This is a genomic window from Parapontixanthobacter aurantiacus (assembly GCF_009827635.1).
GTDB lineage: Bacteria > Pseudomonadota > Alphaproteobacteria > Sphingomonadales > Sphingomonadaceae > Parapontixanthobacter > Parapontixanthobacter aurantiacus.
The window spans coordinates 80,001-93,705 of the sequence record NZ_WTYW01000001.1; the positions used below are offsets into that span (position 1 = coordinate 80,001).

Here is a 13,705-nt window from a genome sequence, read left to right on the forward strand (position 1 = left end):
CGCTCCACAGGATTCGTGACCCATCACAACAATTAGGGGAACGCCCAGCTCGGCAACGGCGTACTCGATTGAGCCCAAGGCGACCGTATCGACAGTGTTGCCGGCGTTGCGAATGATGAAAAGTTCGCCAAGGCCGCGGCCGAACAGGATTTCGGGCGACACACGACTGTCGGAGCAGGTGACGTAGGCTGCGAACGGGGCTTGGCCCTGCGCAATCTCTAGCCTGCGTTCGCGGCCGACGGGTGCCGCGGTAGGCACGTCGTTGAGGAAGTTGCGATTACCCTCGATCAGCAATTCGAGCGCTTCGTCGGGCGACAGGGCGGTCTTCCCGTCGACCACCGGCGCGAGGCGCGCGGGTTGCGGAGCCTGCGCTGCGGCGACGTTACTCACCCCGAGTGTTCCGCCAGCTACTGCAGCACCAGCCAGCACGTTGCGTCTTGAAATCATGATACTCTCCTTCTGATCACGCGTTGAGGACAAGAAAGCCAAGATAGGCGAAATAGGCGAGCAGCAGCGCGAGACCCGGGAGCCGCGTCACGCCGCGTATGAAAGCAAGCGCAAGGATCACGAGAGCGCTAACCAGCACCAGACCGATATCCAACGGAAGCAAGTTTGCCGGAATGGACCCCGGAGCGAGCAGCATGGTGGCTCCGCCGATCCCGAGAATATTGTATATGTTGGAGCCGACGACATTTCCGAAGGCTACCTCGACTTCGCCTTTTCGCGCCGCGATCACGGATGTGACGAGCTCGGGAAGGGAGGTTCCGACAGCCACGATCGTCAGGCCTATGAGAGTCTCGGTCAAGCCTGCGAGCAGCGCCAGATCGATCGCTCCGGTTACGAGAAGTCTGCCGCCGCCGATCAATACGGCTAGACCCACAACTGTCAGCAACAAGGGTTTGGTCCAACCCGTGCTTTCTTCGTGCAGGCCGGTGTCGGTCATTTCGAGCGCCTGACTGCGATCGTATGGGGCGTTGTGAACCGTGGCAGGCTCGACCCGTCGCTCTTCCACGTAACACCAGGCGATGTAAGCGATCAGCCCGCCAAGCAGCAGGACGCCGACCAGTACGCTGCCGATCGCGGTCATTGCCAGCAAGAGCAGGAGGATGCTCGCCGCAAGAGCCACAGCCGGGTCGCGCAGCCGGTTGGCCGCGTTTATGGCGATAGGCGCTACCATCGCCGCAGCGCCGAGAATGAGCAGACTGTTCGCTATGTTCGAGCCGACGATATTGCCCCAGGCGATTGCCGGCGATCCGGCCATGGCTGCCTCGACGCTGGTGACGAGCTCAGGCATGGACGTTCCGAAGCCCACGATCACCAGACCGATGACAAGAGCGCTGACGCCTGCCTTTTCGGCGAGCCCGACGGCTCCACGGACGAGCAGTTCTCCGCCGACGACCAGCAGGATCAGACCGCCGAGAAGAAAGGCGATTGCTATAATCATGCGTTTGCGTTCCGGTCTTCGCGAACCTCTGCCTTGCGCAGAACGGCCATGCCTACGATCGCTGCGACAAGAGATCCGCTCAGGACGCCGAGTTTGACAGCGGCGATGCTGGCCGGGTCGGCAAAGGCAAGGTTGCCGATGAACAGGCTCATCGTGAAACCGATCCCTGCCAAACATGACAGGCCGTAGATATGTCGGAACGTAATGCCGCGCGGCAGCGATGCGAAGCCGAAGCGCGCTGCCAGATAGCAGGTTCCAAAAATCCCGATTTGTTTTCCCAGGACCAGCCCGGCCGCGATTCCCAGAGAGAGGGGTGCGGCAAGCGCTTCAAGTCCTGCCCCGGCGAACGACACTCCCGCATTGGCGAAGGCGAACAGGGGAAGGATAAGAAAGGCCACCCAAGGGTGGAGAGCGTGTTCGAGCCGTTCGAGCGGGCGTTCCTCACCGGTCGCGATGGGTACGAACATGGCCGTAACCACTCCCGCCAGCGTCGCGTGAACCCCCGACTTCAAGACCAAGATCCACAAGATTGCGCCGAGCAGGAAATAAGGGATCGTGCGGGCGACGCCACTCCGGTTCAGAAGGAGCATCGCCGCCGCAGGAACGAGCGCCAGAAGCAGCGCTCCGGTATTCATGTTCTCCGTATAGAACAGTGCGATGATGGCAATTGCGCCGATGTCGTCGATAATGGCGATCGCGAGAAGCAAGGCTTTCAGTGCAACCGGTACTCGCGAACCCAGAAGCGAGAGGAGGCCCAGTGCAAAGGCGATATCGGTTGCGGCGGGGATGGCCCAACCGCGCAGATTGTCAGGCGAATTCCAGTTCAATCCCGCGAATATGAGCGCCGGCACGACCATGCCGCCAATTGCCGCATAGACTGGCAGCGAAGCCTGCTTCCAGCTGCGCAACTGGCCGGTCGCAATCTCCCGTTTCACCTCCAGTCCGATGAGGAAGAAGAACAGCGCCATCAGACCGTCGTTGATCCACAGGAGCAGCGACTTGTCGATCGTAACGAGATCGCCAGCGGCGAATACGACCGGCGTTTCGAGAAAGGCTTGATAGTTCGGAAGAAGGGGGGAATTCGCGACAAGAAGAGCGATTGCCGCGGCGATCATGAGAAGGACGCCGCCGGCGCTTTCGCTGGCGATAAATGCGCGCAAGCGCCGGGCAGGGGACGTTCGGATCATCACAAAAAGGTTGCGGCGACCGGGGAGGGGGGATTGGCCGATCGCCGCATGGGCTCAGAGGGGGACACTGCGCCCGGGGGTGTTTCCTAGCAAAGCTGCGATGCGGTCCTTCAGGCGCAGGCGCAGCCGTTTCAGATCCTTCAGTTTCTCTGCGCTACCGATCGCCTTGGTCGTGTCTATTCGCCGGTCGAGCAAGCGATGTTCGCGGATCAGCTTCCGCAGGTAAGGTTGCGAGACTGCTCCGTCGGACGGTTTGGTTCTCATGGAAATGCTCCATCTTTCTATCTTCGAAAGTATTGCCGCCGAAGCTCATTATCCAATTCCAACTGTTGCACCGAACCGATAAGTTTTAGTAATAGCTGCTTATGACAAGCATCAGGCAGATCGAGATCTTTGAGAAGCTGGCCGATCTCGCCAATATGAGCGATGCCGCGCAGGCGCTTGGGCTCACCCAGCCGGCCCTCAGCCATCAGTTGCGCAAGCTGGAAGCGCGTATCGGCTTGAGCCTGTTCGACCGTGTTCCGTCAGGAATGGAACTGACCCCTGCAGGAAGGGAGTTGTTGTCGAGCGCGCAGAACGTTCTGAGCGCGCTACGCGATTTCGATGATGCAACTGATCGTGCTGCGCGCCGTTTCGCCGGATCGATCCGCTTCGGCGTGACCCCGACGCTCGGCCCCTATCTGATGCCGTCCGTCATTAAGACGTTACACGCCCGCTATCCCGACCTGCGCCTGTTCATTCGCGAGGGTATCCCGGCAATCCAGCTAACGGAGCTGGCCGCCGGCAAACTCGACATGGTCCTGTCGCCTCTGCCCGTCACGGGTCGCAACCTGCATGTCGAACCTCTCTTCCGCGAGGTGCTGCATGTCGTTGCTCCGCCGGACGATCCGCTCGTTGAGGTTCCGGCTCCGGACAAGGAGGACTTCGCCGGGCGAACCTTCCTGACGCTCGACCGCCGACATCATTATCACTGGCAGCTCGAGCGGATCTGCGCCGCGTTCGGCAGCGAGATATTGTCGGACTATGAAGGAACGAGCCTCGATGCTCTCCAGCAGATGGTCGGTTCCGGTGTAGGCCTTGCGGTGCTTCCGGAACTTTACGTCCGTTCCGGCGCCGGTGGTCTCGATGTCGTCAGGATCGTGGAACCAGCAGGCTGGAGCGAGTATCGGAGCGTCGGCCTTGCCTGGCGGCAATCGGCGGCATTCGCCGACCTCTACGCGCAGATCGGCGCCATCATCGCAGAGGAAGCGCGGTGTAAGATGGCGCCGCCAGCCAGCGATTGAATTAGCGACGAACGGTCGCATCGGCACGGGAAGATCCGGCGTGACCCCCGTGTAACAAAGTCGAAAGCCGGACCCATCTCTCGCCTCGTTAGTAGGACGAGTGCAGGAGATGAGCTTTGACCGAAACGATTACCGTAAACGAGACCGAGTATCCCATCCCGGCAGACCCGCGCGTGAGTCTGCTGGATTTTCTTCGCCAGCACGTGGGTCTCACCGGAACCAAGAAGGGGTGCGATCACGGGCAGTGCGGAGCATGTACCGTCCTCGTGAACGGAATGCGGATCAATAGCTGCCTTTCGCTTGCGGTAATGCATGGCGGCGACAGCGTTACGACGATCGAGGGGCTCGGCAATCCCGAAAACCCGTCAGCGCTGCAGAAGGCGTTCGTCGAGCATGACGGCTACCAGTGCGGCTATTGCACGCCGGGACAGGTCTGTTCCGCGACCGCCATGCTTCAGGAAATCGACAATGGCTGGCCCAGTGACGCGAGCGAAAGCCTCGAGGGAGAAGTCGAACTGACTGCGGACGAGATACGTGAGCGCATGAGCGGCAATCTTTGCCGGTGCGGCGCCTATCCCAACATCGTCGCGGCGATCCGGGATGCTGCGAAGGAGGATGCGGCATGAGACCGTTCGACTATCAACGCGCCGATGGCCTCACCCATGCAGGCCAATTGGCCGATGCCGATGAAGCGGCTTACATCGCCGGCGGTACGAACTTGCTCGACCTCATGAAGCTGCAGGTCGAGACGCCTCGACGCCTCGTCGACATCAATAAGGTCGGTATGAGGGAGATCGAGCAAACGGACGATGGCGGCTTGCGCATCGGTGCGCTTGCGACCAACACCGCGACTGCCTCTCACGACCTCGTTCGCCGAAATTACCCCGTTCTTGCGCGTGCGATCCTCGCCGGAGCGACCCAGCAGCTGCGCAATCGCGCCACGACCGGGGGTAATCTGTGCCAGCGGACGCGCTGCTATTATTTCACCAATATCGACCAACCCTGCAACAAGCGGGAGCCAGGCTCGGGCTGCGGTGCCATTCAGGGCATCGCCCGTCTTCACGCCATCCTCGGCACCTCCTCTCAGTGCATCGCTACCTATCCCGGCGACATGGCAGTCGCCCTGTCGGCGCTGGACGCAAAAGTAGAGATTGCCAGCGAAAGCGGCGAGCGAACGGTCCCGGTGCGCGACTTCCACTGCTTGCCGGGCGATACGCCATGGCGCGACAACGTCCTTGAGGCAGGCGAGATAATCACTTCGGTCGTTCTGCCGCCGCCTGTCGCGGGACGTCAGTCCTACCGCAAGGTGCGGGAGCGCTCGTCCTACGCTTTCGCGCTGGTGTCGATTGCGTCCATCGTCGAGATGGAGGGCGACATGATCGCCCGTGCCGACCTCGCCTTCGGCGGAGTTGCGCACATACCGTGGCACGACGAGCGCCTCAGCAATCTGCTCGTTGGGCAAGCGCCTGACCGGAAGTTGTTCGACAAGGCTGCCGATCTGCTTCTCGAAGATGCGCAAGGCTATGGCGAGAACGATTTCAAGATACCGCTCGCACGCCGGACATTGCACGCGGTCCTCAGCGAAGCGACGGGAGTCGACCAATGAACATTCACGTAAAGCAGGATGAAGCGGCAAAGGAATGCCGCCTCGACGACATGAAGCAGGGTATTCTCGGGCGCGACGTATCACGCCCGGACGGTCTGCCGAAGGTCACCGGAACCGCGCCCTATGCCGCCGAATACAAGATCGACGGGTGCCTCGAGGGTGTGATCGTCACTTCGACGATCGTGAAAGGCGAGGTCACGAATATCGATGCGTCTTCCGTCCTCGACATGCCCGGCGTGGAGGCCGTTATCGACGACCCGCGCCTGACTGCGCGGGCTGCTCAGGGCACGGCGGGCGAAGCCCCGGCGCAACCTGCGCGAAAGGTCGGATATTTCGGACAGCCGGTTGCGGTCGTCGTCGCGCGCACCTTCGAGGAAGCACGTGACGCGGCAAAGCACCTGAAGATCGAATATCGCGTCGAGGACGATGCCATCGTCGATCCGGAAGAAGCCGATGCGGAAGCCCAAGGCGACGGCACGAAGATGGGCGATCTGGCCGAAGCGATGAATTCCGCGCGTCATAGCGTCGACGTCGTGATCACGACGGAAGGTCATAATTCCGCGCCGATGGAGCCGCATGCCGCAATCGCCGAATGGGATGGCGACAAGCTTACGGTCCATGCATCGCTGCAAATGCTGAACTACAATATCTCGGAACTGGCCGACAGCCTCGATCTCGACGAAGAAAAGATTCGCCTGATCGCGCGCTATGTCGGCGGCGGTTTCGGCTCGAAGCTCGGCGTGAGCGAAGAGACTGTGGCAGCTTGCGTGGCCGCGATGGAATTGCAACGTCCGGTTCGCGTCGTCATGAGCCGCCAGCAGGTGTTTCAATGCGTCATGCGGCGCTCTGAGACACGGCAGAGGCTGCGCCTTGCGGCAGACGAAGACGGCAAGCTCATCGGTTTTGGGCACGAAGCACGGGTTTCCAACCTTCCCGGAGAGGAATTCGCTGAACCTGTCCTTCAATCGAGCGAGTTCCTTTATCGCGGCGAGAACCGCCTGCTCGAACTGGAGGTGGCTCGCATCCATCGCATGACGGCTGGTTCCGTTCGGGCTCCGGGCGAAGCGGTCGGGATGCCTGCCCTCGAAGCCGCGATGGACATGCTGGCGGAGAAAGTCGGCATCGATCCCGTCGAACTGCGCCTTCGCAACATTCCGGAACGCCATCCGGCAAAGGATCTGCCGTTCACCGATCACTCGCTTGCCGAGTGTCTCACAAAAGGAGCCGAAGCCTTCGGCTGGGATAAGGGTCCGCGCAAGCCGATGCAGAAACGCGAAGGCGAATGGTGGATTGGGACGGGCATGGCGAGCGCTGCGCGCGTCCACAACGTTTCCGAGGCCAAGGCACGGGTCACGCTCAAGGCCGATGGTACGGCGCTTGTCGAGACCGATATGACCGACATCGGGACGGGTACCTATGCCATCCTCACCCAACTTGCAGGTGAGATGCTCGGTCTGCCGGTCGACAAGGTGCTGGTAGACCTCGGCGACACGAACCATCCGCGTGGTCCGGGCTCGGGCGGCAGTTGGGGTGCGGCCTCTATTGGTTCGGCGGTATTCGTCGCTTGCGAGGCCGTCCGAAAGCAGGTGGCCGAGAAGGCGGGTGTCTCGGAGAACGAGCTCTCCCTGTCCGACGGCCGTGTGATGAACGGCGCGACCCTGACGGACTTGCTCGACGGGGCGGATATTAGCGCGGAAGGTCACTACGAACCGGGTGCGATCTCCGAGGATTATACGGCTTCCGGGTTCGGCGCTTTTTTCGCTGAGGTCCGCGTTAATCGGTACACCGGCGAGACCCGCGTAAACCGAATGCTCGGCTCGTTCGGTTTCGGCCGCGTCCTCAATGCCAAGACAGCGCGCTCGCAATGTCTCGGGGGCGTCACTTGGAGCATCGGGCTGGCTCTAACCGAGGGATTGAAGTTCGATCCGCGCGACGGACACCTCGCGAATTGCGACCTTGCGGAGTACCATGTTCCGGTCAATCGGGACGTGCCAGAAGTAGAAATACTGCTGCTCGATGGCCGCGATCCGCTCGCAAGCGCTATTCAGGCGAAGGGCGTTGGCGAACTCGGCATGTGCGGCGGAGCTGCGGCAATTGCCAACGCGATTTACAACGCCTGCGGTGCGCGCGTATTGGATTATCCGATGACACCGGACCGCGTCATTGCCGCCATGCCAGAGAACGCATGATCCTGACCGCCGACGACACGCGGCATGACGAGGACCATGCGGCCTTGATCGCTGCATGCGAGCCGGGAGTGGCCCTCTGCACGATCGTAGGCATAGACGGCAGCTTTTCACGGCGACTGGGCGCACAACTTGCCATTCGGTCCGACGGATCGGTCGTCGGGAGTCTCGCTGATGGATGTCTCGAAAGACAACTAGCGAGCGACGTTCGCAGGATCGAGGGGCCAAAGGTCGTGCGCTACGGCGCCGGCTCGCAGATGATCGATTTCCGCCTGCCGTGCGGCGGCGGGTTGGATATCCTGCTCGACCCCGCTCCCGACCGGACGCAGGCGCGCAGGGCCGTAAAACTCCTCAAGAGACGCAAGGCAGCCAAACTCGCATTGCCCGAGCCCTCGCCTCTGAAATGTCGGGCCTATACACCCCGGTTGTTCGTGAAAGTGTTCGGCGAAGGACCGGAACTCGATGCCTTCTTCCGCCTCGGAAATGCGGCGGGCGTGGCGGTGGAACCGTTTGAGAAGGACCAGTTGACGCTCGGGCAGAGCAGCGGAGAGGGCGCGGGTGATCGCTGGACTGCCATCCTGTTGCTGTTCCACGATCACGAGTGGGAGTTGCCTTTATTGGCGGAAGCGCTTGAGGGACACGCCTTCTATATCGGCGCGCAAGGCGGGGAGAATGCGCGCCATAACCGCACGCTGGCGCTGTTACAGGCCGGTTGCGACGAAAAGGAACTGGCACGGATCGTAAGCCCCGTCGGCCTGCTGCCGGGCTGCAAGTCGCCTGCCAATCTCGCATTGTCGGCACTTACGGAAATCGTCGGTCGATACGAGACTTTGCGTGAGCGAACGGTTTGATCGAACCGGGCTGATCCTGCTTGCTTCGGGTCAGTCGAAACGGTTCGGCGGGCCTAAGCTGGATGCATTGCTGGGCGGCAGGCCCTTGTGGCACTGGGCAGCGGAAACCTGCGAGAGAACCGGGTTCGGCGCTCGCTTCCTCGTCCTCGACAAAGCCCGCAAACTGGCGGGAATGCGGGAAAAATGGGTTCCGATCGAGAACGGCGAGGCGGCCGAAGGGATCGCTTCGTCGATCCGGCAAGGTGTCCGCGCTGCGGCGAATTTCGACCGTGTCGTGCTGTGTCTGGCGGACATGCCCTTCGTTTCGGTGGAACATCTCGGCAGGCTGGCAGCGACCGATGGTGTCGTCTTTTCGAGGCAGGCAAGCGGCGCTGCCGGTGTGCCTGCAGCCTTCCCGAACGGTGCATTTGTGCGACTTTTAAGCCTTCGCGGCGATCGCGGCGCGGGAAGTCTCGAGTGGCCGGACTGCAAAATCCTGTTGCCCGCGTCCGATCGGGAACTGTTCGACATTGATACCGAGAAGGCCCTCAACGATGCCGAGGCCATGATCAAGGGCGGCTAAGCCGGTTGGAAAGGTTCGGCATTTGGCCGGTGCGCGAAACGCGAAAATTCGCCGCCTCTTGTAAAAAGTTAAAAGCGGAACCCGCCCCACGGCAACTTCGTCGATCTATCATACAAGTCAATAATTCGACCCGATCGATGGAAGGAGAGAGCCATGGCGAAAGGCGACAAGGACAAATACACCGACAAGCAGAAGCGCAAGGCCGAACATATCGAGGAAAGTTACGAGGATCGCGGCGTGTCCGAAGACGAAGCGGAGCGTCGGGCCTGGGCGACCGTCAATAAGGAAAGCGGCGGCGGCAACAAGTCCGGTTCCGGGCGCGGGCAGGAAGACACGAACGAGAGTTCGCGCAAGGGCGGAAAGAAAAGCGACTGACGCTCTTTCCCGGCGGCAATTCTTTGATGTTTGATATTCGGGGGCCCGGAAGGTGTCGCCGCGCATTGACCATGCGTTGAAGCGATAAGGTCTGGAACCCGCAATGTTTACTCAGCTGAATCCGCCGATACCGGTCACGGTCCTGGACCGCGGGAAGGGCATCGCCATCGCGGTGATCGATTACGGGCAGGAGCACAATTTGCTCTGGGTCACCGCGCTCGACGAAAGCGGCGAAATCTGGTGCGCCCCGAACCCCAAGGTCCGCCTGCAGGAAAACTGGTCGGCGGGACGCTCGGTCGATACGGCAAAGGCGAAAAACGAAGGCTTCGAAGCGCGGCTTATCAGCAAGAACTGATAGCGAGTCGGTCCGCTGCAAAGCTTGCAGGCATTGCTGCATCGCAACAACTCTCGCCTCCAAGCCGATCCGGTCTTCAATCGCGCCGAGCCGAACGACCATTTCAACTTTGTTATAAATCGCGCAAATCCGGGGAACTTTGTCCGTTTCGTGCGTTTCGTTTCTTATTCGCTCGATCGAAAAGAGGTTTTTGCAAGTGCAGCAAAACTCCCATTCAAAGGAAGGCAGTAAGTCGGAAAAAGTGTTGTTCTTTCCCCATGACGGACCAGCTTCGGAAGCAAAGAAGCGCAGGGTCGCGATCATCGGAACCTACACGCCGCGCAAATGCGGTATCGCGACCTTCACGAACGATCTTTCCGAGCAGCTGCGCATCCATCGTCCGAATGTCGAAACGCAGATTTATGCGCTCGACGACGCCGGCGAGAATCTGGATTACGACCGCGTCGAGCGGGTCGTGCAGTTCGATGACGTCGAAGCGTATCGGGATGCTGCGAACGCCATCAACGACAGCGGGGTCGACGCTGTCTGGTTGCAGCACGAATACGGTATATTCGGCGGAGAGAACGGGCAGATGGTCTGCGACTTCGTCGATCGGCTGGCCGCTCCCGTCATCCTGACGTGCCATACCGTCCTGTCCGAGCCGACCGATAAGCAGAAAGCCATTCTGGAGCATCTGGTCGCGCGGTCGTCGCGTATCATGGTGATGTCACTCCACTCGCGCGATCTGCTCGCCAGCGTCTATGGCGCGCCGCATGACCGCATATCGGTGATCGAACATGGTGCGCCCGATCGCCCTTTCGGACGGCAGAAGCAGTTCAAGGAGACGCACGGCCTCGACGGACGCGACGTCATGATGACGTTCGGCCTGATTGGCCCGGGCAAGGGTCTGGAAAGGGTGATCGAGGCGTTGCCCGCCATCGCCGAGGCCTGTCCGAACGTCCTGTACCGGATCGTGGGCGCAACACACCCGAAGCTCGTCGCGCGACAGGGCGAAAGCTATCGCGAAGGCCTGAAGGCGCGGATCGAGGAACTCGGCATGTCCCGGCATGTCGAGTGGGACAACCGCTTTCTCGAAACGGACGAATTGCTCGACCAGCTGGAAGCGTGCGACGTCTATCTGACGTCCTACGGCAATCTCCAGCAATCGACGTCGGGAACGCTGAGCTATGCGGTGGCGCTGGGCAAGGCGGTCGTCTCGACCCCTTACACCCATGCGACCGAGTTGCTCGCCAATGACGTCGGCGTGCTGATCGAACCGAATTCCTCGGACGCCATCGCTGCGGCCGTGATCGACCTGTTCGATGACCGTGAGAAGCTGCGCAAACTCCAGGAACGCGCCTATGCGAAGGGGCGGGAAACGATCTGGCCTCAATTTGCCCGCAAGAGCGCGAACCTAATCGAAGCGGTCTGCGAGGAACGGCCCCGAACGGCTCGGCTGAATGTCGCGACCATGCGCACCCCAGACTTTTCCGGGGTTCGCGGAATCAGCGATGCGACCGGCATTTTGCAACATTCCATCGGTCCTATTCCCGACCGGAGGCACGGCTACTGTCTCGACGACAATGCACGGGCTCTCATGCTGATGAACGTCGCCGAGGATCTCGCCGGACCGACGCGGCGCGAGCACAGCCAGCGCTACGGTTCGTTCATCCAGCACGCCTGGAACGAAGAACTCGGGCGTTTTCGCAACTTCATAAGCTTCGACAGGACATGGTGCGAGGACGAGGGGTCGGAAGATTCCAATGGCCGTACCCTCTGGGCCCTGGCGCAAACGGCGGAGATCAATCCGCAGCCCGATATCAGGAACTGGGCGGCGGAACTTTATTGCCGGGTGCTGCCCCGCTTCGACGACCTCGGCTCGCCGCGCGCGATCGCGTTCTCGATGCTCGGAGCCTGCGCGTTCCTGCGCCGCGATCCGGACCATGGCGCTTCGCTCGAAGTGCTGAGGCAGGGTGTCGCCCTGTTGCGGTCGATCCTCGCGAAGAGCCGCCGGCCCGACTGGACGTGGTTCGAAGCGGTTCTGGGCTATGACAATCCGCGGCTGCCACAGGCGCTGATCGAGGCGGCATCGACGCTCGGTGACGAAGAGGCGTTGTCCGATGGCCTTCACACCTTGCGCTGGATCGAGCAGCAGCAGACTTCGGCCAAGGGATATTTCCGGCCGATCGGATCGGAAAGCTTCGGCCGGGAACATGACTACGTTCCGTTCGACCAGCAGCCCCTGGAGGCTTCGGCGTCGATCGACGCGCATCGTGCAGCCTATCGCATTACCGGCGACGAAGCGCGTCTGAACGGTGCACTGAAGGCGTGGAACTGGTTTTTCGGAGCGAACGATCGGGGCGTGGTGCTCGCCGATGTCGGGCTTGGCATCTGCCGTGACGGGATCACGCCGCGCGGATTGAACGAAAATTGCGGAGCGGAATCGATTTTGGCCTTTCAACTGGCGCATTATTCCGTTTTAGAGATGCTCAAGCAGCAACGCGCAAAGGCGGCTGGAGAGCAATTTGAGGTCATCAACCGATAATTCGGGCGGTCCGCTGGATCTGCTCGATCTTCGTCTTCATGCCGACCCGTCGCGGGTCGTCCTTCGACCGTTCCATCTGGGATGGCAGGCGCGTAGCGCGCCCGGCGACCGGGCGGTCCGGCTGATCGAAGATATCGCCTCGCTGCCGGAAGAGGCGGTGACCCGCGAATACGACAAGGTGCTGTCGGACTTCAAGGAGCGGCACTGGCAGATCGAACGGATGTTCATCGAGCGCTATCGCGAAGCTGAAAGCTCGCTCGACCTTGCCAAATACGACTTTTCCGAAACGCAGAAGAAGCTGGTCGGCGCGTATTTCTGTCACGAATACACCTATGCCGCCGCGGCCCTGATGAACCCGTCGATCGTTCCCCATCCCGACCAGAGCGGCATGGCGAAGGACGCCTGTCGCTTCGTCATGAGCCTGCGCGCGGTGGGCGAGGGACATATCAGTTCGATCGCCTTTCGCGAGGGCATTGCCGAAGGGGACGGGACCTTCGGCCTATGGCCGCAAAGCGCGTTTGCAACCTCCGTCGAACTAGAGGACAGCACGCTGACCGATGCCGACAGCAGCGTCACCGTGCATCGCAATCTCGAAAGCAATCTGTCGAACACCGTCATCTTCCCGATCACCGAACAGCAGGCGGGTGGCCTCGAGGATTTGCGCCTCGTCCGCTTCGATCACGGCGGGGAAGATTACGAGTGGGTCGGGACTTACACCGCCTATTCGGGTTCGAGCATCCGTTCCGAACTGTTGCGCACCCGCGATTTCGTCTCCTTCGATCTCGAGCCGATCGAGGGCCGGGCGGGGCGGAACAAGGGCATGGCACTGTTCCCGGAGAAGATCGACGGTCAGTATGCCATGATCGGGCGGCAGGACGGCAAGAACCTCTACCTCCTCAAATCCGACCGGCTGGATCATTGGGAAAGCGAAGGCACGTTCCTGATGGGGCCGAAATACCCATGGGAGTTCATCCAGATCGGCAATTGCGGCAGCCCGATCCGGACCGATCGCGGCTGGCTCATCCTGACGCATGGCGTCGGCGCGATGCGAAAATATAGCCTCGGGGCGGCGCTGCTCGATCTCGACGATCCGTCAAAGGTTATCGGGCGCACGCCGGAGCCGATCCTGACCGCGGTCGATGCGGATCGATCGGGATATGTGCCTAACGTTGTCTATACCTGCGGTGCGATGCGGGTCGAAGACCGCCTATTCATACCCTACGGCATCTCTGACAGCGCGGTCGGTTTCGCTACCGTTTCGCTGGAAAAAATGTTTCAAATCATAGATCAACAAGATTAATAACATTTAGCAAGATTGGAACAACGACGGCG

Annotated in this window: 13 protein-coding genes and 1 pseudogene (1 of these 14 running past the window's edge); 10 read left to right on the forward strand and 4 right to left on the reverse strand. The window is 61.0% G+C overall.

The features are described from left to right. The 4 genes in view from GRI38_RS00395 to GRI38_RS00410 are tightly spaced (at most 54 nt apart) and all read right to left on the reverse strand, a layout consistent with a single transcriptional unit that may run on beyond the window. Positions 1-447 carry the 5' portion of a carbonic anhydrase gene (locus GRI38_RS00395; RefSeq protein ID WP_160681061.1) on the reverse strand. It extends 279 nt beyond the left edge of the window, so 447 of the gene's 726 nt are visible here — the first part of the coding sequence; the start codon lies at positions 445-447; the stop codon falls past the left edge of the window. A 16-nt stretch (positions 448-463) separates the two neighbouring features. After that, positions 464-1,444 (reverse strand): calcium/sodium antiporter, encoded by a 981-nt coding sequence (locus GRI38_RS00400; protein WP_202389808.1) that lies wholly within the window; start codon positions 1,442-1,444, stop codon positions 464-466. Beyond that, positions 1,441-2,631, reverse strand: a complete 1,191-nt coding sequence (gene nhaA, locus GRI38_RS00405; RefSeq protein ID WP_160681062.1) for a Na+/H+ antiporter NhaA — start codon at positions 2,629-2,631, stop codon at positions 1,441-1,443. The genes GRI38_RS00400 and nhaA overlap by 4 nt, the downstream gene beginning before the upstream one ends. A gap of 54 nt (positions 2,632-2,685) precedes the next feature. Further along, a complete protein-coding gene (locus GRI38_RS00410) occupies positions 2,686-2,895 on the reverse strand; it encodes an HP1242/YdcH family protein (protein WP_160681063.1) in 210 nt (69 codons plus the stop codon). A 101-nt stretch (positions 2,896-2,996) separates the two neighbouring features. Here GRI38_RS00410 and GRI38_RS00415 point away from each other — a divergent pair, with 101 nt between their 5' ends. The 10 genes and pseudogenes from GRI38_RS00415 to GRI38_RS00460 all read left to right on the forward strand — a co-directional run bounded on the left by GRI38_RS00415 (position 2,997) and on the right by GRI38_RS00460 (position 13,673). Beyond that, positions 2,997-3,914 carry a hydrogen peroxide-inducible genes activator gene (locus GRI38_RS00415; RefSeq protein WP_160681064.1) on the forward strand — a complete coding sequence of 306 codons (918 nt, stop codon included), beginning with the start codon at positions 2,997-2,999 and terminating at the stop codon, positions 3,912-3,914. A 116-nt stretch (positions 3,915-4,030) separates the two neighbouring features. Continuing rightward, the gene (locus GRI38_RS00420; RefSeq protein ID WP_160681065.1) at positions 4,031-4,540 is read left to right on the forward strand and encodes a 2Fe-2S iron-sulfur cluster-binding protein; all 510 of its coding nucleotides are present in this window, start codon (positions 4,031-4,033) and stop codon (positions 4,538-4,540) included. Continuing rightward, on the forward strand, positions 4,537-5,520 hold the full coding sequence (locus GRI38_RS00425; protein ID WP_160681066.1) for an FAD binding domain-containing protein: 984 nt from the start codon (positions 4,537-4,539) through the stop codon (positions 5,518-5,520). Before GRI38_RS00420 ends, GRI38_RS00425 begins: the two co-directional genes overlap by 4 nt. Further along, entirely contained in the window at positions 5,517-7,709 is a 2,193-nt protein-coding gene (locus tag GRI38_RS00430; protein ID WP_160681067.1) for a xanthine dehydrogenase family protein molybdopterin-binding subunit, read from the forward strand. The genes GRI38_RS00425 and GRI38_RS00430 overlap by 4 nt, the downstream gene beginning before the upstream one ends. Beyond that, positions 7,706-8,557, forward strand: a complete 852-nt coding sequence (locus tag GRI38_RS00435) for an XdhC family protein (RefSeq protein WP_160681068.1) — start codon at positions 7,706-7,708, stop codon at positions 8,555-8,557. The genes GRI38_RS00430 and GRI38_RS00435 overlap by 4 nt, the downstream gene beginning before the upstream one ends. After that, complete coding sequence (locus tag GRI38_RS00440) at positions 8,541-9,119, forward strand: NTP transferase domain-containing protein (RefSeq protein ID WP_160681069.1); 579 nt, start codon at positions 8,541-8,543, stop codon at positions 9,117-9,119. The genes GRI38_RS00435 and GRI38_RS00440 overlap by 17 nt, the downstream gene beginning before the upstream one ends. A 153-nt stretch (positions 9,120-9,272) precedes the next feature. Then, a pseudogene (locus GRI38_RS00445) lies at positions 9,273-9,485 on the forward strand (plasmid stabilization protein); the annotation flags it as partial. Positions 9,486-9,597: 112 nt separating this feature from the next. Continuing rightward, positions 9,598-9,849 (forward strand): hypothetical protein, encoded by a 252-nt coding sequence (locus tag GRI38_RS00450; RefSeq protein WP_160681071.1) that lies wholly within the window; start codon positions 9,598-9,600, stop codon positions 9,847-9,849. Between the two features lie 241 nt (positions 9,850-10,090). After that, positions 10,091-12,373, forward strand: a complete 2,283-nt coding sequence (locus GRI38_RS00455) for a glycosyltransferase family 4 protein (RefSeq protein WP_337191208.1) — start codon at positions 10,091-10,093, stop codon at positions 12,371-12,373. Continuing rightward, a complete protein-coding gene (locus tag GRI38_RS00460; RefSeq protein WP_237487289.1) occupies positions 12,354-13,673 on the forward strand; it encodes a glycoside hydrolase family 130 protein in 1,320 nt (439 codons plus the stop codon). The genes GRI38_RS00455 and GRI38_RS00460 overlap by 20 nt, the downstream gene beginning before the upstream one ends. The last annotated feature ends 32 nt before the right edge of the window (positions 13,674-13,705 follow it).